This is a genomic window from Mesorhizobium sp. B2-4-2 (genome assembly GCF_006442845.1).
Classification (GTDB): Bacteria; Pseudomonadota; Alphaproteobacteria; order Rhizobiales; family Rhizobiaceae; genus Mesorhizobium.
In genome coordinates this window covers 117,179-136,159 of record NZ_VFVM01000008.1, presented here as the reverse complement: position 1 = coordinate 136,159, position 18,981 = coordinate 117,179, and the positions used below count along the sequence as shown (strand labels likewise).

Below are 18,981 nucleotides of genomic sequence, written 5' to 3'. Positions count from 1 at the left end.
ATGGAAACCCGGGACCTTCAGACCTTCCTTGCGGTTGCTGCCAGCGGCAGCATCACCAGGGCGGCTGACATGCTCGGACGTTCCCAGCCTGCGGTGACGCGCACCATTCAGGAGCTCGAGGCCGAACTCGGCTTCGAATTGCTGCATCGGATCGGTCGACGGGTGCAGTTGTCTGAAGAAGGAGTCGCGTTCGAGGAGGAAGCACGACGCCTGCTGATGTCCTTCACCGAACTCGCAGCGCGGGCCAAGATGATCGCCGCCGGCAGAGGGCGAATCCTGCAGATCGTCACCACCTCCGCGATCGGCACCGGCTTGATCCCGACGGCCTTGGCTGAACTCCAAGGTGCCGAGCTTCCGCACGAGACGCATCTCGGGCAGTTTCTTCCCTCGACCGTCGCTCAGGAAGTGCGCAGCGGACGTGCCGAGGTCGGGTTTTCAAGCCTGCCGCTCGATACGCCCGGTCTGGATGTCCTGCGGCTCTATTCGGCGCCTGATGTTGCTGCCGTGCGGGAGAATGACCCGCTGGCCGAACTAGATGTCATACCGCTTTCCGCTTTTGCCGGCCGCCGCGTCGCCACGTTGCTCAACCCGCTGCGTTTCCAGTTGCATGTCTCCAAGGCGTTGGCGGCCAGGGGCATCGACACCGGGCCAGTAATCCGCACGAATACCGCCTATGGCGCGTTGCAGATCGTACGCCGGACTGGTGTTGCGGCTGTCATCGATCCCGTCACCGCCTATGGCGTGGGCTTGCCTGGGGTCGTCATCCGCCCGATCGACGTAACCGTCCTCTTTTATTGGGGTGTTGTGGCTGCCGAAAAACGCCCCCTTCGTCCAGTCGCGCAGGCGTTGGTGGATGCGGTCGAGGCGGTGGCTGAACGGTCGATCGTTGGCTTCAAGAAACTCGATCCGACCCTGGCCGGCCAATTGGTGACCGATCCTGCCTCCGGCACAAATCACGGAACGGGAATATGAAGCACACCCCCAGTTCGCTCCCCCTGAGAGGTCTAGCCGCGCTTGAAGCACAACTTGCTCAGGACCTCGATTTTCTCGAACTGCCTGCCAAGCCATGGGTTCCCGCGCGTTCGCGCGATGGCGTGCCGGTCCGTGACGTCGTTGTGATCGGCGCCGGCATGTGTGGACTTGCTGCCACCGCAAAGCTGGTGCTGACGGGGATAACCAATGTCGTCGCCTATGACGCGGCTCCGGCCGGCTTCGAAGGGCCATGGATAACTTTTGCCCGCATGCAAACGCTCCGGTCGCCGAAAACGCTGCACGGTCCGTCGCTCGGTCTGCCGCAACTGACATTCCGCGCCTGGTTCACGGCACAATGGGGCGTCGAGGCATGGCGGTCGCTGGACAAAATCCCCAAAGGCCAGTGGATGGACTACCTGGTCTGGTACCGGAACGTGCTTGGTCTGCCAGTACGCAACAGCGTGCGCATGACAGGCGTTGCAGCCGTTGGCGATCTGATTGCGATCGATGTCGAGGGCGCGGAAACCGGCCGGGTTCTCACCCGTCGTCTCGTTCTAGCCACCGGTCGGTCCGGTCTCGGCGGTTTTGCCGTGCCCGATTTCCTCAGGGGCATCGATCGCTCCTATTGGGCCCATTCTGCCGACGACATCGATTTTGATGCACTGAAGGGCAAGCGTGTGGCGGTTATCGGCGCCGGCGCCTCTTCGATGGACAATGCCGCGACGGCGCTCGAGGCGGGCGCCGGTTCAGTCGACATGTTGATCCGGCGCAAGGAAATGCCGCGCATCAACAAGCTGACCGGGATCGGCAGCCAGGGTGTCATCCTCGGCATGTATCATTTGCCTGACGCCTGGAAGTGGAGATTCTTCGACTACACCGCCTCGACCCAGACGCCGCCGCCGCGTTCATCGACGCTTCGCGTGTCTCGTCATGCGAATGCCCGCTTCTTTCTCGACTGCGGCGTGGTCGCAGTGAAGGAAGATGCCGGAGGCCTTCTGGTCGAAACCACGCAAGGGCCGATGCGCTACGATTTCATGATCGCTGCGACCGGCTTTTCAAATGACTTCAGTGGTCGCCCGGAATTCGCCGCCTTCGCCCCACACATCCGCACCTGGTCGGATGGTCGATATACGCCGGACATGGGGCCGCCGCGCGCAGGCATGTTGGAGGCACCGGATCTCGGCCCCGCCTTCGAATTTCGCGAGCGCGTCCCCGGTTCCTGCCCGATGCTGGCGCATGTCCACTGCTTCAACGACGCCGCCATGCTGACCCATGGTAAGGTCTCCGGCGATATCCCGGCCGTCAGCGCCGGTGCCGACCGTCTGGTCCGCGGCATTGCCGCGTCGCTGTTCGCCGAAGATGTCGAAACCCACTTCGCCAATCTGATCGCCTACGACACCCCGGAACTTCTGGGCGACGAATGGGTCGATTCAACACCCTTGTTGCATAAGGAAGCCGCACTGTGATCGACGCAATGGACAAGGCTGCAGGTCTTTCACCGGACGACGCCCTTTTCGCTGCACGGCGGTTTCGGCCCGAATTCGTGCGAGGGGCCGAGGAATGTCGCCTCTCCGTCCTGCAGCCGGCAAACGATCAGGGGCTGGCGCCGAATTTGCGGGTCGCTCTGGCCCGTCGCATGGCAGCTCTGAACGCCGATCCTGTCCTGATGGCCGAATATGACGTGCAACTGGCTCAGCTTGGTCCCACGGAGCAGCTTCTGTCCTTGGCCCGGGGGGAAACGGATTTGAATGAACCTCTGGCGACCATCGCCCGACATGTTGACCTGATCACCCTGACGCCGAAAAAGGCGGAGGCGAGCCACATTGCCCTGCTCGCCCAAGCCGGATTGAACGATCCCCAGATCGTTGCGCTCTCCGAATTGATTGCCTTCATCAACTTCCAGACCCGGGTCGCGACCGGCTTGCGATTGATGAGGCGGGCATGATTTCCTCGGTGCGCCTGAAGCCGCTGAATTGGCATCCCTATATCGCACCGGTCGAGCTATCGGAGGCAACGCCGGAACAGCTCGAAGCAATGAAGGTTACGCCGTCGGCCAAGAAAGTTTCGGAATATGTGCGCACCCTTGTGCATGATCCCGAGAGCTATCTTGCCCGCACGGTGTTGTTCAACGCGATCATGTACGTCGAGGGCGGGCTTGCCCGTCCCGACCGCGAGCTTGGCGCATTGGGTGCCTCGATCGTCAATGGCTGCAAATTCTGTGCCGTCGTTCACGCCCGCCGGCATGCAGAGCTGACCAAGAGCGATGAAGTGGTCACGGCGCTGTATCTCGACAAACCTGAAAAGCTTGGGTCGCGCGATGCGGCAATCTACAACTTTGCCCGCCGCCTGTCGGCGGCGCCGTCGGAAGCGACGGCAGACGACGTCGCCTCGCTGCGATCAGTCGGCATGAATGATGCCGAGATCATCGACCTCGTCCACGCCATAGCGATCTTCGGCTGGGCAAACCGGCTGATGCACGTCCTGGGCCATGCGGAGAGCGGGTGATGACGTTGCATCCGGTCAAGCCAGTCCGTCCCACACTTCCCGAAGGGCCAACCAGCAATGCTTGAACTCAAAGATATAAAGCTGTCTTACGGAAGCACGCAGGTCCTGAACGGCGTCAATCTCTCGGTAAAGCGGGGTGACGTGGTGTCGATCATCGGCCCCAGTGGCACCGGCAAGACCACGCTGCTGAAATGCATCAACTATCTGGCCAAGCCGTCGTCAGGAACCATCGCGTTCGATCAGATTCGGATGGACTACCAGCGTGCCGACAAGGCCGCTGTCCAGGCGATCCGGTTGAGGACGGCGATGGTCTTTCAGCAGTTCAACGTCTTCAAGAACATGACGGTCCTCCAGAACGTGATGGATCCGCTCGTTGTGGTGCAGCGCAAATCCAGGGAAGAGGCGCGGGAAATCGCGCTCAGAGAGCTCGATCGGGTCGGTCTCTCGTCGAAGCGAGACAGCTATCCATCCCAGCTCTCGGGCGGCCAGCTCCAGCGCACCGGCATCGCACGCGCGCTGGCGGTGCGTCCTGACGTCATCCTCTTCGATGAGCCTACGTCATCGCTGGACCCTGAACTTGTCGGTGAAGTTTTGAAGGTGATCAAGGATGTCACGTCGTCAGGGATCACGTCGCTGCTTGTGACCCACGAGATGCAATTCGCAAAGAACATCTCGAACCGGATCGTTTTCATGGACCGTGGCGTGGTTGCCGCCGACGGCAGTCCGGCTGAAATCTTCGACGCGCCTTCCAGTCCACGACTGGCTCAATTCCTGCAGTCGGAACTCGCTTTTCAATAGCTCAACAAGAAGGGAACCCAAGAAATGTCTGCAATCACATCCGGTTTTTCCCGCCGCTATGTCCTGGCCGTCGCTGGTGGCATCGCAATTGCCCTCGCAACCGCGGGGACCAGCTATGGTCAGACCGTCCGGACGATCAAGATCGCGACGTCTGCCGAATCCAAGCCGCTGGCCTGGGGCGCCATCGGCGTCGAACCGCAAGGCTATGAGCCCGATCTTCTGAGGGCGATCAATGCGAAGCTACCGCAATACAAGTTCGAAATGGAAGGTGTGTCCGACATCGCCCAGGAAACCGGCCTTGCCACCGGGAAGTACGACATCGCCGTAGGTGGCTACTACAAGTCGCCCGAGCGAGAGAAGCAATTCATCATTCCAGAGAACCCGATGGGCGCCAGTCTGATGAAAATCTACAGCAAGAAAGACAGCGGCATAAAGGAAATGAAGGACCTGGTCGGCAAGAGGATCGTTCCGACCACAGCCGGTGGCGGAACCTACAAGTTCATCATGAACTGGCAGAAAGAGAATCCGCAATATAAGCTCGACGTCACGGCATCGAGCGCCGGGATCCCCTACCCGAACCGCCTGGATGAAGTTCAGAACGGCAAGTTCGACGCATTGGTTCTACCGTCTAACCTCGGTGAGCAGGCGGTCATCGACAACAAGAAGCTCGATATCGTCGCATCCGATCCGGTCTACAGCAACAACACGTACATGCTGATTCACCGGTCAGCGGAAAACAAGATCCTGGCCGAGGACGTCAACAAGGTGCTCAAGGAACTGAAGGACGACGGCACGATCGACAAGCTCTCGCAGAAGTGGTTCGGCGAGGACATCGTGAAATACATGAAGTAACAAGGCGTCCTCAGCTGCATCTGGATAGCCGGCGTTGAGGCAGAACTGCAAGAAGGAGTGTTCCAAGTGGACGTTTCTGCTATGATTCCCGAGTTGCTCTCGGCGTTGCCGCTGACGCTGGCCATCACTTTTACGGCCCTCATTGCTGGGTTCTGCCTAGCTCTCCTTGCGACAACACTCCGGGTCCGCAGGGTGCCAGTGATCAGTCACCTGGCGGATCTCTACGTATCCTATGCCCGGAGTGTTCCCGTCGTCCTCCAATTGTTCGTTGCGTTTTACGGGCTTCCCTTGCTGGTAATCCTGTTCGGCTCCGAAGATTTTTTCTCGCCGACGATCGCTGCGATGGTGGCATTGAGCTTTTATCACGGCGGCTACCTGTCAGAAGTCCTGCGACCTGCATATCTGGCCGTCGATCGCGGCCAGCATGATGCGGCAGACAGTCTTGGATATACCTTTCGCCAGAAAATCACGCGCGTCATCGGGCCACAAGCAGTGCACTTCGCATTGCCGGGCTACGGGAACTCCGTCATCTACCTGATCCATAACGTTGCGCTGGTGATGTACATCGGGGCGGCGGATGTCATGGCGACCGCGCATTTGATCATGGAGCGCGACTATAATCAGTACCAGTTCGAAACCTATCTCGTGCTGGCGGTCATCTATTCGGTGATGTGCCTGATCGCATGGCTCATCGTCCGCTTCTTCGAGCTTCGTTCCCCGATGCAGGCACCGGAGGCTACGACATCTGCTCAGATCAAGAACACACTGATCGCGAGCGTGTGACCTAACAAGGGTATTTGACCATGTTTGAGACCGATATCCTGCTCCAGGACTCGCGGGAAATTCTGGGCGCCGTACCCGTAACGCTTGCAATGGCCCTCACGATCTTCGTGCTCTCGACGATGGTCGGCAGCCTGTTTGCGCTTGTGGAATATAGACGGATTCCCGCACTGCGAGAGCTCGTCATGGCCTACAAGGTCGTCTTCAAGGGCGTTCCGATGGTGATCGTGATCTTCCTCGCCTATTTCGGTCTTCCCCCCGCGCTTCAGTTTCTGTTTTCATTGGTTGGCATAGACTTCAACGCCCACCAAACGCCCAATTGGGTTATCCTTGTCATTGCGGTGACCGGCTGTGTCGCCGCGTTCCAGGCCGAGATTATCAAGGGAGCCCTCAACGCCTTTGACACCGGTCAGGCAGACGCAGCCTATTCGCTTGGCTATACAAGGGGGCAACTGTTTCGACGGGTGCTATTTCCCCAGGTCGCCCTGACAGCAATTCCCGATCTGACAACCTCGATGATGGTTATCATGAAGGCGCTTTCACTCGGATTCGCCATCGAAGTTGTCGATATCTTCGCGCAGTCACAGCTGACCGCCGCGTTGAATTTCTACTATCTCGAAGCCTTCGTAATTGCCGTCGTGATCTACATGGTGATTGCCTATCTCGTCACACAGATCGCCGACAGGCTGGAGCAAGCGCTTAGGGTACGGACGTGAGGATGTAGAATAGAATCTTCTAGCAAGATCGGCTTGTCTTCCGCGGAAGCATCCTGGTAGTCGGCGCCGCAATCGATGCGCGCCTCGAGCCGTGCGGCGTCAAGTTCCGCGAACCGTCACGGCGACCGACCTTATCTGGTGCGGAATCGAGGGATAGAGCCGAGACAATTTGAGGCCTCTCGTTAAGAATGCGATAACCAATTGGTAACGGTGCCTGCCTAGCTTCGTGATCCGATGGCCGGATCGCCCGGCCACATTTTACACGGAGCGGCGACGGGCGGGCGAATGTATCTGGTATTGGAGAAGCTTGTCGCCTTGCCGGCGTCATTGTTGAAATTCGCCTTGAGGATCTCGGTCGTCATCGTGTTTTGCGCCGCCTCTGCTTCCGCCGTGCAGGCCAATTCCAGATTTTCAGGCATTGTCATCGATGCCAAGACAGGCAAGACCCTCTACAGAGATCATGCGGACGCTCCGCGCTATCCAGCGTCTCTCACCACGATGATGACGCTCTACCTCATCTTCGACGCGCTCGAGAGCGGCAGGATCTCGAAAGGCACGGCGATACCGGTGTCGGCCAATGCCGCCAACGAGGCTCCCTCCAAACTCGGACTGAAGCAGGGTCAAACGATCACCGTCGAACAGGTCATATTGGCGCTGGTAACGAAGTCCGCCAACGATGCCGCGACGGCCATTGGCGAGTTCCTCGGCGGGTCGGAGGTCGGCTTTGCACGTCTCATGACGCAAAAAGCACGACAGTTGGGAATGACCTCCACCACGTTCAGGAACGCTAACGGACTGCCCGACACAGCCCAGAAGACCACGGCGCGCGACATGGCACGCCTTGGCCTGGCGCTCAGGGATCATCACCCTGGCTATTATTCCTACTTCAACACCCGATCCTTCAAATACAAAGGTCGGCGCTTCGGCAATCACAACCATCTGCTCGGCCGGGTGAAGGGCGTGGATGGGATCAAAACGGGATACACGAATGCCTCGGGCTTCAACCTGGTTTCTTCCGTCGAGGCGCAGGGCCGCAGCATCGTCGCGGTGGTGATGGGCGGACATACGATCAGGAGCCGAGATGCACGCATGAAGCGTCTCATCAGCCGCTATCTGGCTAAGGCTTCCAACGGTCCGGACCGGTTCAGGATCGATCGTGGCGGAGAAAGCGCATTGGTCGCCTCCGCGGCTTCGAACGCATCGGTGCCCACTCCGACGTGGAAGCCGGCCCAGGTGGCCGATTCCCGAGCCGCTTTCGCCGCTGAGGCGATGGGCGATGTGCCCAGGGAGCAGGCCCTGTCTGCCGATGCCACCGATCCGATCAGCACCGCTTCCACCCACGAAGGTCAATGGATCATCCAGATTGGATCGATGCCAAGCAAGGCCGCAGCTCGTGAAATCCTTTCACTCGCGGCTCGCAAAGCACCAAAACTGCTTTCGAACACTTCTGCTTTTACCGAGGCATTCGAAAAAGGTGGCGATGTGTACTACCGCGCCAGATATGCCGGCTTCGACAACAAGTCGGAAGCGTGGCGCGCTTGCGGGCGACTGGCGCTCAAAAACATCGATTGCTACGCGCTCACTCGGTAGGTGGGACCGAAGGCCCATGCGAACGCTGCAACTCGCCTCTCCCGACGTCGTATCACCAGGACCGTGCGGCAATATCGAAAGATGTCCTCGAGCCCTCTTCGATCCTTCGCATGGAGCTTCGCCGTGAAACGCCGCGGTTGTGCGCCTCGGAGCAACGTCGTCTCGCCAACTTATCAAGACACCGGTTGCGGCTTTTTCGTCACGGGTAGCGTCCTTCGTTGTTGCCTCATCGTTGCATTATGTGTTGCAACTGTCACAAAGGCTGGCCCTCAAGCTGCCGCCAATGGGATTGCCTTGCCCCGCTTCGCGTCGTTGAAGAGTTCTCCTGTGAATATGCGGGTCGGACCGGGCACCCAATATGACGTCGAATGGGTTTATGTCCGGCCCAGGATTCCGCTTGAAATCTACCAGGAATATGGAAACTGGCGGCGCGTGCGAGACTGGCAGGGAACATCCGGCTGGGTCTTCGGTCCGCTTCTTTCGGGGCGAAGGACCGCTGTAACCGCCCCATGGAGCAAGGACAAGATCGCGCTGCGCGGGAAGCCTTCGGTTTCCAGCCTCGTCACCGCATGGCTGGCGCCGGAAGTAATTGTCGAACTGGTGCGCTGCGACGGCCAATGGTGCAGGGTCGCGGTCAATTCGCTGGCAGGCTTCGTCAGGCAAACCCGCCTTTGGGGCATCTATCCTAACGATATACTCTAACAGCAGCACTCGTCGGAAGGCTGCTGCTGGTCGGCCGGTGATCGCATCTCGCGTCGCCTTCAGCCAAATCAAACCTCGCGAGAAAAACGCCGAGTTGAAGGCGTTCCGCACAACTATGGCTGACATCTGGCCGCCGACAGAGCCCCTCCCACCTGTCGCGAGCCTTCGCGACGGCCTGCCCGACTATTCCGGCGGCCGTCGGACAATGGACTTCCTCAAGTCAGCCATCGCCCAACACCACCTCCGCGGGCAGTTTCCAAACGTCATTCGGCAGCTTCGACCGATCTCGATGCCGGCACGATCCGCGCGGCACAATATTTGAACTCGGGGATCTTGCCGTAAGGATCGAGCATAGGATTGGTAAGCATGTTGGCCGGGCTCTCGTTAAAGCAGAACGGCATGAACACCATGCCATCGGCGACCTCTCGATCGGCCCGCAGAATGGCTTCGACAATGCCGCGCCGCGTCTCCACGTTGATCACGTCTCCCTGCGCCAGCCCGCGGCGCTTGATCTCGTAGGGATTCATTGCAGCAATGCCGTAGGGCTCGATCGCGTTGAGCACCCCGGCGCGGCGTGTCATGGCGCCCGTGTGCCAGTGCTCCAGCAGGCGCCCGGTGGTTAGCACCAGAGGATATTCGTCGTCGGGCACCTCGTCGGGAGGCAGGAGGTCGGCGGGCACGATGCGCCCGCGGCCATCCGCGGTCGGGAACCCGGTGGTGAAGACGATCTCGTTGCCAGGAACATCAGGACCATCGGCAGGATAGACGACGGACTCCTCGCGTTCGATGCGCTCCCAGGAAATGTGCTTCAGCGACGGCATTACTTGCGCCATTTCGCCGAAGACGTCCGAAACGTGCCTGTAGTTCCAGTCCAGCCCCATGCGGCTGGCAAGCTCGATGATGAGATCGAGATCCTGCCGCGCCTCGCCCGGCAGGTTGACGGCCGGCCGGCCGATCTGCACCTGCCGATTGGTATTGGTGTAAGTGCCGAGCTTCTCAGCATGCGCGGAGGCAGGGAGCACCACGTCGGCATGCCACGCTGTTTCGGTCAGGAAGATGTCCTGAACAACCAGATGCTCTAGCTTGGCGAGTGCGGCGCGCGCATGGCTCTGGTCGGGATCGGACATGGCCGGGTTCTCGCCCATGATGTACATGCCCCGGATCTCGCCGTCATGGATCGCGTCGACGATCTCGACGACGGTCAAGCCGCGTTTGGGGTCGAGCGTCTGGCCCCAGAAATTCTCGTACTGGCCGCGGATATCGGCATTCTCCACCGATTTGTAGTCGGGGAAATACATCGGGATGAGGCCCGCGTCCGAGGCGCCCTGGACATTGTTCTGGCCGCGCAGCGGATGCAGGCCTGTGCCGGCGCGCCCGACATGGCCGGTGATCAGCGCCAGCGCGATCAGGCAGCGCGAATTGTCCGTGCCGTGGGTGTGCTGCGAAATGCCCATGCCCCAAAAAATCATTGAGCGCTCCGCCTTGGCATAGGTGCGCGCCACCTCGCGCAGTACACCGGCCTCGATGCCGCAGACGGGAGCCATCGCCTCGGGCGAAAAATCCTTCACCTTGGCCTTCAATGCCTCGAAGCCGGAGACATTGGCCTGGATGTACTGCTCGTCATAGAGCCTCTCTTCTATGATGACGTGCAGCAGCGCGTTGAGCATCGCCACGTCGCTGCCCGGCTTGAAGCGCAGCGCATAACTGGCGTGGCGCATCAGTTCCTGGCCGCGTGGATCCATCACGATCAGCTTGGTGCCGCGCTTTGCCGCTTGCTTGAAATAGGTGGCGGCCACTGGATGGTTTGTCGCCGGCCGCGCCCCGATGATGATCACGCATTCGGCCTTCATGGCGTCCATGAAAGGCGCCGAGACCGCGCCAGAGCCGACGCCCTCCATCAGAGCGGCCACGGAAGAGGCGTGGCAGAGCCGGGTGCAGTGGTCGATATTGTTGGTGCCGAAGCCCTGCCGGACGAATTTCTGGAAGAGATAGGCCTCCTCATTCGACCCCTTTGCCGAGCCGAAGCCAGCCAGCGCCTTGCCACCATGCTGGTCGCGGATGCGTTTCAGCCCGCTGGCAGCGCGCTCCAGCGCCTCTTCCCAGCTGGCCTCGCGGAACACTGTCAGCGGGTCGACATTGCGCAGATCAATGTCGCCGGCCTTCGGCGCGTCGTCGCGACGGATCAGCGGCTTCGTCAGCCGTTCGGGCGACATCACATAGTCGAAGCCAAAGCGCCCCTTGACGCAGAGCCGGTTCTCGTTCGCCGGACCGTTACGGCCGTCAACCTGGACGATTTTATTGTCCTTGACGGCGACCTGCGTCTGGCAGCCAACGCCGCAAAACGGGCAAACCGTATCGACGACCTTGTCGAACGCCTGGACGACACGCGTCTTGCCGGTCTCGTCCATCAGCGATTTCTCGTAGAGCGCACCAGTCGGGCAAGCCTGGACGCATTCGCCACAGGTGACGCAGGTCGACAGGCCCATCGGATCGTGCATATCGAAGACAGGAATCGAGTGATTGCCGCGCTCGGCCATGCCGATCACGTCGTTGACCTGCACCTCGCGGCAGGCGCGCACGCAAGCGCCGCAGGTGATGCACGCGTCGAGATTGACGGCAATGGCCGGATTGGTGATGTCGAATTCTGGCGCTAGCCCCTCCTCGGTGAACTTGGAACGGTATCGGCTGCCCGAAATCCCCATCGAACCGGCCCATTGCCAGAATGCCGACTGGTTGTCTGGACCGTCGCTCGCCGGTCGCATGTTGCTTGCGAGGAGCTCGAATACCATCTCGCGCGATTTGCGGGCGCGTTCGGTATCGGTTTTCACGACCATGCCGGCGGAAGGCTGGCGAACGCAGGAGGCAGCCAGCACGCGCTCGCCTTCGATGTCGACCATGCAGGCGCGGCAATTGCCGTCGGGACGATAGCCCGGCATGTCGACATGGCACAGATGCGGAATCTTTGTGCCCTCGCGCTTGGCGATATCCCAGATAGTCTCGCCAGGGGCGGCGCTCACGGTTTGCCCATCGAGGGTGAATACCACGCTCTCGGCCATCAGAGGTCACTCCGGAAATGCGTCAGCAGATGATTGATCGGGTTGGGCGCCGCCTGGCCCAGGCCGCAGATCGACGAATCGCGCATCACCGCTTCGAGGTCGCGAATCTTGTCTTCCGGCATCGGGCCCTGTTCCTGCAAGATGGCCACCAACTTTTCGGTTCCCTCGCGACAAGGCGTGCACTTCCCGCAGCTCTCATGTTTGAAGAATTTCATGAGGTTGAGCGTGACCTGCTTTATATTGTCGGCCTGCGAGAACACGACTATAGCATGGGAGCCGACGAAGGCGCCCTGCTTGGCCAGATCGCCGCCGAAATCGAGCGGAATGTCCCCCAGTGCTGCTGGCAGGATGCCGCCTGAGGCACCGCCCGGCAAATAGGCCTTGAACTCATGACCGTCCGCCATGCCGCCGCAATAGTCGTCGATCAATTCGCGCACCGTGACGCCGGCCGGCGCCAGCTTGACGCCGGGATTTTTCACCCGGCCGGATACGGACCATGAGCGGATGCCAGGGTGGCCGGGCCTGCCCTGCGCAGCGAACCATTGCGCGCCCTTTTCGACGATGTCGCGGATCCACCAGAGCGTCTCGACATTATGGTTGAGGGTCGGCCGTCCAAACAGGCCGACCTCGGCGATGTAGGGAGGGCGGTGACGCGGCATGCCGCGCTTGCCCTCGATGCTTTCCAGCATCGCACTCTCCTCGCCGCAGATATACGCACCAGCGCCGCGGCGGAGCTCGATGAAGCCCGGCTTGACGATGCCGGTGGCCTCGAGCGCGGCGATCTCCTGACGAAGAATGGCGAGCACCGCAGGGTATTCGTCACGCATGTAAAGATAGATCCGTTCCGCCTCGACGGCGTGCGCCGCGATCAATGCACCCTCAAAGGCACGGTGCGGATCTCGCTCGAGATAGATGCGGTCCTTGAAGGTGCCGGGCTCCCCCTCGTCGCCATTGATCGACATCAGACGCGGGCCCGGATAGGAACGCACGAACTGCCACTTCTTGCCAGCGGGAAAACCCGCACCGCCCAGACCCCTCAAGCCTGCATCGCCCAGGGTGGCGATGAGCTCGTCCGTGGTCAGCGCCCCAATCCGTACCCGCTGCAAAAGCTGGTAGCCGCCCGCCTGCCGATACGCCTCCAGCCCGACATAATCGGGCAGGCTCACACCGGTCTCCGCTGCCGCGGCCATGCGCCTCAGGCCCTCGGCGGTTGCCTGGTCGACCTCGCGATCACCGATACGCGCGGCAGGCGCGCCAGCGCAACGGCCCATGCAGGGCGCGCGCATGACCCTGATCGCCGCTGGATCGGCGCCCGCTTGCAATTCAGCCAGGAGCGTGTCGGCGCCCGCCAGCATGCAACTCACTGAATCGCACACGCGGATTGTCAACGGCGCAGGCGGCGTCTCGCCTTCCTTCACAACGTCGAAATGGTCGTAGAAGGTCGCCACCTCGTAGACCTCGGCCTGCGACAAGCGCATGTCTTGCGCCAGCGCCCGCAAATGCCGCGCCGACAGGCAGCCATATCGGTCCTGGATCAGATGAAGGAATTCGATCAGCAAGTCGCGCCGTCGCTGGCGCGCGCCCAGGAGCGCCTGGACCTCGGCGAGCGCGGCGTCATCCAGCGGCCTGCCCTTTGGTCCGCGATCACGCGGCCGTCGTTCCTGGATCGTCATGTGCTCACCTCCCCGAGTGAAACGCCCTTACCTCTTAACGATACCCCGCGGACCAGGATGTCGACTATGAGGCACGACATGTCCCCTGCACGACCAGCGCAAGCATTGCCTCGCAAATCTTGGGGCCGCCGCCGACGGGGTGCAACTCGTCACATCGTCGCGGGCTGCGTCTTTTCGATCATGAACACGACGCGATCGCCGTCGCGTTCCGTCGCTTCAAGTCGCTCGCCCATCTCGTTGAGCAGATTGGGGATATCGATGACCGCCAGCGGGTCCGTGCAGTGAACCTCGAGCCGCTCGCCTGGCTTCAAGGCTTTCAGCGCCTTACGAGTCTTCAGTGCTGGCAAAGGGCACTTAAGCCCGGTCAGATCCAACTTCGTCGTGGTTACCATGGTCGGCATGATGCCCGACGGGACCTGGCCGCGTCAATCGAGCCTGGGTTGCGGCTCTCGTTTCGAGGACGCGATCCGACGGCGCTCACATAAGACTGGAATAGGGGAGGAACTGGACCGTGTGACCTGGCTCGACACGGACTATCTCCTCTCCCAACTCGACGAGACCGTCGGTCGCGACCAGGGATGACAACAGTCCTGCGCCTTCCCTGGGAAACTTCGTCGCTTCGTAGCATCCATCCTCGGCCGCGCGTACGCTTGCTCGCACATACTCCCGCCGTCCCTGCTTTTTGCTATAGGAAAAGGCGGCCCGCATAGCGATCGGGGTCGGCGGTGGCTGGAGGGCCCCCGCAAGGGCGAGGATTGCCGGGCGGGCAATATGCGCGAAGGTGACGAAGCTCGCCACCGGATTGCCAGGAAGTCCGATCAGCGGGGTTCCATCGATCACCCCCATGGCGACCGGCCGGCCAGGCTTGATCGCGACGCGCCAGAACACCAGGGTTCCGGCACTCTCGACGGCGGCCTTCACGCAATCTGCCTCGCCCGTCGACACACCGCCCGAAGTCAGGATCAGGTCATGGCTCAATGCCGCTTCGCTCAGCTTTTCAGCGATCAGTCTGCTGTCATCCACGAGGATACCGAGATCGGTGATGTCGCAGCAGAGTCGAGCGAGCATCGCCGTCAGCATGAAACGGTTGGAGTCGAAAAGCTGCGCCGGTCCGCGCATGTCTCCCGGCGCGACGATTTCGTCCCCGGTCGAGAACACTGCGACGCGTATCCTGCGCCTTACCTGGAGTTCGGTGAACCCCAATGCGGCGGCGAGCGCGATATCTTGCGGCCGCATCCGGTGGCCCGCCGGGAGGACGGCCTCGCCCAATGCGACATCTTCACCCGCAGGGCGTACATTGGCACCCTTTTTCAGGCCGGGCGGGAGAAGGATCCTGCCGGAGCCGTCGATGCTCACGTCTTCCTGCATGAACACCGTGTCGACCCCGTCGGGCATTGGAGCGCCAGTGAAGATGCGTACCGTCTGGCCCGGCCGCACAGGTTCATTCGCCGCCATGCCGGCCTGAATCCTCCCGGCAACGGCGAACGCCGTCTCGACGGTCTGCGGCAGGTCTGCCCCTCGCACGGCGTAGCCGTCGACCGCGGAATTGGTGAAGGGCGGCAGCGCCAGCGATGCTACCATCTCTTTTGCCAGGACGCGCCCATCCGCCAGCAAGAGCGGGACCGTCTCGACCTCCTCTACGGCGCTGAGTTTCGAGGCGATCAGCGCGGCAGTCTCGTCGATGGGCCGCATCTGTCCGCCGAAAGCGAAGCAGTCATCCGAGATTTGCGCCATTTATATTCCCACTCTACGAGCGTGTCGGCTTCTTCGTAATCGCATCAATCCGGCTTTTTTTAATCAGCTTCGGTTGAACAGCCTGTAAGATACGGCAAGCTAGCGCAGGCGCGAGCCAGAATACGACGTCAGGAGACTGCCATGCCTTTGATGCTACGCCAACCGGAACACGCTATCATCACACCCGATCCGCAAGACCAACGGCTGACGGAGCTGGTTGCGGGCGTCGACCATACAGGCGCGGCGGTAGAGGTCCGCGTACCGATCGAACGTGCCCTGACGCTCTATCTCAACGCTCAGGAGATCGTCACGATGATGACGGTCAACGACTATCCTGAATATCTTGCGCTCGGCTATCTGCTGAACCAGAACATGCTTCTGCCCACCGATGTGGTGACGGACGTCGAGTATGACGAGGACCTCCAGGTCGTGGTCGTTCGCACCGAGCGCAACACCGACTACGAGCAGAAGCTCAGAAAGCGAACGCAGACTTCGGGTTGCGCCCAAGGCACTGCCTTCGGCGACGTGCTGGAGGCGATCGAAGACATTACGCTCCCGCCCGCTGAGCTTCGCACCTCCTGGCTCTACGAGCTGACGCACAAAATCAACACCATGCCGTCGCTCTATCTGGAGGCAGGCGCGATCCATGGCTGCGTCCTTTGCAGAGAGGGCACGCCAATCTGCTATATGGAAGACGTCGGCCGCCATAACGCTGTCGACAAGATCGCCGGCTGGATGTACCGCCACGCCATCGATCCGGGGGACAAGATCATGTACACGACCGGGCGGCTGACCTCCGAGATGACGATCAAGACGGTTCGGATGGGCATTCCCATCCTGGTTTCGCGTTCCGGCTTCACCGCCTGGGGCGTGGCGCTGGCCCGCCAAGTGGGGCTGACGCTGGTCGGCCGGGCGCGCGGCAAGCGCTTCACCGCACTTTCGGGCCAGGAGCGGATCGTCTTCGACCAGGATATCGCTTCGGTCGATGAGGAAGCGCCGCGCCACCGCCGCAAGGGTGCCGAGCATGACGACTGAGCGGCCCATGACGCTGGGCGTCGTGCTCGCCGGCGGTCTGGGTCGGCGCATGGGCGGCGGGGACAAGCCGACGCGCGTGATCGGCGGACGCACGATGCTCGAGCATGTCATCGAACGGCTGGGACCTCAATGCGAGGGGCTGGTGCTTAATGCCAATGGCGACCCCGTTCGCTTTGCCCGTTTTGGCCTGCCAGTCGTTGCCGACACGATCGAGGATTATCCTGGGCCGCTCGCCGGCATGCTCGCCGCGCTCGATTGGACGGCGGACAACAGGCCCGACGTCGAGTGGGTGGTCAGCGCCGCCGGTGATTGTCCTTTCCTGCCGCGCGACCTCGTTGCACGCCTCCAGCGGGCGCGCATGACCGAGGGGGCGGATTTGGCGGTGGCGGCGTCCGGCGGTCAGGCGCATCCGGTCATCGGGCTCTGGAAAGTCGCCCTGCGGGACGAATTGCGGCATGCGTTGACCAACGAGGGCCTGCGCAAGATCGACCGGTGGACCAGTCGCTACGGCCTTGCCACCGTATCCTGGCCGGCAGAGCCGGTGGACCCGTTCTTCAACGCCAACACAGTCGATGACCTCGCCGAAGCCGAGCGGCTGGCCGCGTTGCTTGCCGTTAACCCGGCCGGCTGAACCCCGCGCGCTCCAGCGCCGAATGCACCTCGTCGGCCTGGAGAACTTCGAGGAACGCGTGCACCGCGGGCCGATCCTTTCGCGCGCAAACCAGCGCGAAGTCGTAGTGCTCTTCGGTCAACGGGATAAGACCGAGCCCGGCCGCACGCGCGACCGGCGCGATGGTGACGCCCCAGTCGGCGCGCTTCTGCGCCACCGCCGCGGCCACGGCATTGTGTGTGCGAGGCTGGTTCCAGTAGCCGTCCGGGCGTTCCGCGCCGAGGAGTTGATCGATCAGGATACGCGTTCCCGAGCCTTGGTTGCGGTTGACCATCATGCAATCGGGATCGGCTAGCGCGGCACGGACCGCGTCCTCCGCGCCGAGGCCCTCGAAGCGCTCGTCCCCTCGGCGGAACACCAAACCTTGCATGCGCCGCCAGCCAGGCACGAGTTCGAGACCGTCACCGAGGAAGGGCGCGTTGTAGTTCCGCGTCTTCGGGTCGAAGAGATGGATGGGAGCGAGATCGCACTCGCCGCGCTTGGCCGCCGCAAGACCGCCCAGGCTTCCCACAGAAAGCGAGCGCACCGAAATCCCGCGACGCGAAAGTTCGCCAACGACCAGATCGAGGCCGACGCAGTGACTGCCGATGACGACGAGGTCGGGAACGCGGACTCGCGGCGTGAACAGCGTCACCGGCACGTCGGCACCGGCAGGCACGTGATCGGCCAGTGCCTCGATGCGGATGAAGCCGTCCGCCTGGGTAAAGGATGTTATCGCTCCCGAGCCCTTACCAGTCGGATAGGCCGTCAATCCTCCCTGCCCTTGCACAAGGGAAACCATCGCGAATTCGGTCCGTCCGAGTTCGGAAGGAACTCGCAACGGAAGGCTTGCGGTGACCTGAGCATCGACGCGCGGCGGCAGCCCCGCCATGCGCCGCAGGGCGGGTACCACCATGTCATGGAAGGTGAACATGGCCGAGGTCGGAAATCCCGGCAGGACGATGACCGGCTTGCCCCCGCACACCGCCAGGCAAAGCGGCTTTCCTGGCTTCAGCGCCACGCCGTGGGCGATGATGCCGGGCTTGCCCAGTCGGCCGATAATGCGATGCGTGACATCCCCTGCCCCTTTGGACGTGCCGCCCGACAGGATCAGTACGTCGTGGGTGGCGAGCGCCTCGCGCATAGCCGTCTCAAGCGTTGCCTCGTCGTCCGGGAACGCGCCGAGAAAATGCGCTTCGCCGCCATTTTCAGTGACCGCCGCAGCGATGATCGGTCCGTTGGCGTCATAGATGCCGGCCGCCCGCAGCGGCTCGCCCGGCTGAACGAGTTCATCGCCAGTGGAGAGCACGGCCACGCGTGGCCTGCGCGCCACGGCCACTTGTGCGATTCCGCACGCGGCGAGCATGCCGATTTCGCGCGAGCCGATTTGCGTTCCGGTGCGCAGCACGACCTCTCCTCGCGCCATGTCGGATCCTGCATTGGAGACAAACTGGCCGGGCGAGATGCCGCGCCCCACCTCGATGGCACTCAACCCCACCGGATGCGTATGCTCCACCATGACGATGGCGTCCGCGCCACGCGGCAGCGGCCCGCCGGTTGCGATGGGCGTGGCGGTTCCGGTCAGAACGGGGAGTTGCGGAACCGTGCCGCAGGCAATCGTTTCCGCATTCAGCTCAAGCCGAACGGGACGGGTTTCAGAGGCGGCAGCCAGATCGGCCGCACGTACCGCGAAGCCATCGACATTGGAGCGGTCGAAGGGCGGCACGTCGACCGGTGCCGCCACGTCCTCGGCAAGAACCAGCCCGAGCGCGTCGGCCAGCGTCCGCGTCTCGGTCGGCAACGGGCGGGGAAACAGCGCTGCCTCGAAGCGAGCCAGCGCAGCTTCGCGCGACAATATCGTCAAGAACTGCTCCTGCCCGCTGTTCTGCCGGGCCGATGATGGAGAATTCGTCATAGCG

General features: G+C 61.9%; 17 protein-coding genes. 12 read left to right on the top strand and 5 right to left on the bottom strand.

Annotated features, from left to right (window positions below; all coding sequences use genetic code 11):
• The 10 genes from FJ942_RS18990 (at nt 1) to FJ942_RS28900 (ending at nt 8,915) form a co-directional block, all read left to right on the top strand.
• Nucleotides 1-972: a LysR family transcriptional regulator gene (locus FJ942_RS18990; RefSeq protein ID WP_140898589.1), complete on the top strand. Its 972-nt coding sequence runs from the start codon at nt 1-3 to the stop codon at nt 970-972.
• On the top strand, nt 969-2,438 hold the full coding sequence (locus tag FJ942_RS18985; protein ID WP_140898588.1) for an NAD(P)/FAD-dependent oxidoreductase: 1,470 nt from the start codon (nt 969-971) through the stop codon (nt 2,436-2,438). Before FJ942_RS18990 ends, FJ942_RS18985 begins: the two co-directional genes overlap by 4 nt.
• On the top strand, nt 2,435-2,917 hold the full coding sequence (locus FJ942_RS18980; RefSeq protein WP_140521339.1) for a hypothetical protein: 483 nt from the start codon (nt 2,435-2,437) through the stop codon (nt 2,915-2,917). Before FJ942_RS18985 ends, FJ942_RS18980 begins: the two co-directional genes overlap by 4 nt.
• The gene (locus FJ942_RS18975; protein WP_140517387.1) at nt 2,914-3,477 is read left to right on the top strand and encodes a peroxidase-related enzyme; all 564 of its coding nucleotides are present in this window, start codon (nt 2,914-2,916) and stop codon (nt 3,475-3,477) included. The genes FJ942_RS18980 and FJ942_RS18975 overlap by 4 nt, the downstream gene beginning before the upstream one ends.
• A gap of 57 nt (nt 3,478-3,534) precedes the next feature.
• Nucleotides 3,535-4,275, top strand: coding sequence for an amino acid ABC transporter ATP-binding protein (locus FJ942_RS18970; protein WP_140521338.1), 741 nt, complete (start codon nt 3,535-3,537; stop codon nt 4,273-4,275).
• A 24-nt stretch (nt 4,276-4,299) separates the two neighbouring features.
• Nucleotides 4,300-5,127, top strand: coding sequence for a transporter substrate-binding domain-containing protein (locus FJ942_RS18965; protein WP_140499338.1), 828 nt, complete (start codon nt 4,300-4,302; stop codon nt 5,125-5,127).
• A 66-nt stretch (nt 5,128-5,193) separates the two neighbouring features.
• The gene (locus FJ942_RS18960) at nt 5,194-5,910 is read left to right on the top strand and encodes an amino acid ABC transporter permease (protein ID WP_140499340.1); all 717 of its coding nucleotides are present in this window, start codon (nt 5,194-5,196) and stop codon (nt 5,908-5,910) included.
• A 20-nt stretch (nt 5,911-5,930) separates the two neighbouring features.
• Entirely contained in the window at nt 5,931-6,623 is a 693-nt protein-coding gene (locus tag FJ942_RS18955; protein ID WP_140622759.1) for an amino acid ABC transporter permease, read from the top strand.
• A 234-nt stretch (nt 6,624-6,857) separates the two neighbouring features.
• Nucleotides 6,858-8,213 carry a D-alanyl-D-alanine carboxypeptidase gene (locus FJ942_RS18950; protein ID WP_246679870.1) on the top strand — a complete coding sequence of 452 codons (1,356 nt, stop codon included), beginning with the start codon at nt 6,858-6,860 and terminating at the stop codon, nt 8,211-8,213.
• A gap of 327 nt (nt 8,214-8,540) precedes the next feature.
• Complete coding sequence (locus FJ942_RS28900; protein WP_281405101.1) at nt 8,541-8,915, top strand: SH3 domain-containing protein; 375 nt, start codon at nt 8,541-8,543, stop codon at nt 8,913-8,915.
• A gap of 263 nt (nt 8,916-9,178) precedes the next feature.
• Here FJ942_RS28900 and fdhF read toward each other — a convergent pair whose 3' ends face one another.
• The 4 genes from fdhF to glp all read right to left on the bottom strand — a co-directional run bounded on the left by fdhF (nt 9,179) and on the right by glp (nt 15,378).
• Nucleotides 9,179-11,971 carry a formate dehydrogenase subunit alpha gene (gene fdhF / locus FJ942_RS18940; RefSeq protein WP_140898587.1) on the bottom strand — a complete coding sequence of 931 codons (2,793 nt, stop codon included), beginning with the start codon at nt 11,969-11,971 and terminating at the stop codon, nt 9,179-9,181.
• A complete protein-coding gene (locus FJ942_RS18935; RefSeq protein WP_140898585.1) occupies nt 11,971-13,644 on the bottom strand; it encodes an NAD(P)H-dependent oxidoreductase subunit E in 1,674 nt (557 codons plus the stop codon). The genes fdhF and FJ942_RS18935 overlap by 1 nt, the downstream gene beginning before the upstream one ends.
• Nucleotides 13,645-13,793: 149 nt before the next feature.
• Entirely contained in the window at nt 13,794-14,045 is a 252-nt protein-coding gene (locus FJ942_RS18930; RefSeq protein WP_224681406.1) for a sulfurtransferase TusA family protein, read from the bottom strand.
• Nucleotides 14,046-14,121: 76 nt separating this feature from the next.
• Nucleotides 14,122-15,378 carry a gephyrin-like molybdotransferase Glp gene (gene glp / locus FJ942_RS18925; protein ID WP_140898583.1) on the bottom strand — a complete coding sequence of 419 codons (1,257 nt, stop codon included), beginning with the start codon at nt 15,376-15,378 and terminating at the stop codon, nt 14,122-14,124.
• A 150-nt stretch (nt 15,379-15,528) separates the two neighbouring features.
• Between glp and FJ942_RS18920 the strand changes: the two genes are divergently transcribed.
• Nucleotides 15,529-16,413: a formate dehydrogenase accessory sulfurtransferase FdhD gene (locus FJ942_RS18920; RefSeq protein WP_140686188.1), complete on the top strand. Its 885-nt coding sequence runs from the start codon at nt 15,529-15,531 to the stop codon at nt 16,411-16,413.
• The gene (gene mobA, locus FJ942_RS18915; protein ID WP_181169971.1) at nt 16,403-17,044 is read left to right on the top strand and encodes a molybdenum cofactor guanylyltransferase MobA; all 642 of its coding nucleotides are present in this window, start codon (nt 16,403-16,405) and stop codon (nt 17,042-17,044) included. Before FJ942_RS18920 ends, mobA begins: the two co-directional genes overlap by 11 nt.
• Here the strand turns inward: mobA and FJ942_RS18910 are convergent.
• Nucleotides 17,028-18,977, bottom strand: coding sequence for a molybdopterin biosynthesis protein (locus FJ942_RS18910; protein WP_140898581.1), 1,950 nt, complete (start codon nt 18,975-18,977; stop codon nt 17,028-17,030). The two genes, mobA and FJ942_RS18910, sit on opposite strands and share 17 nt — an antisense overlap.
• Nucleotides 18,978-18,981: the final 4 nt, after the last annotated feature.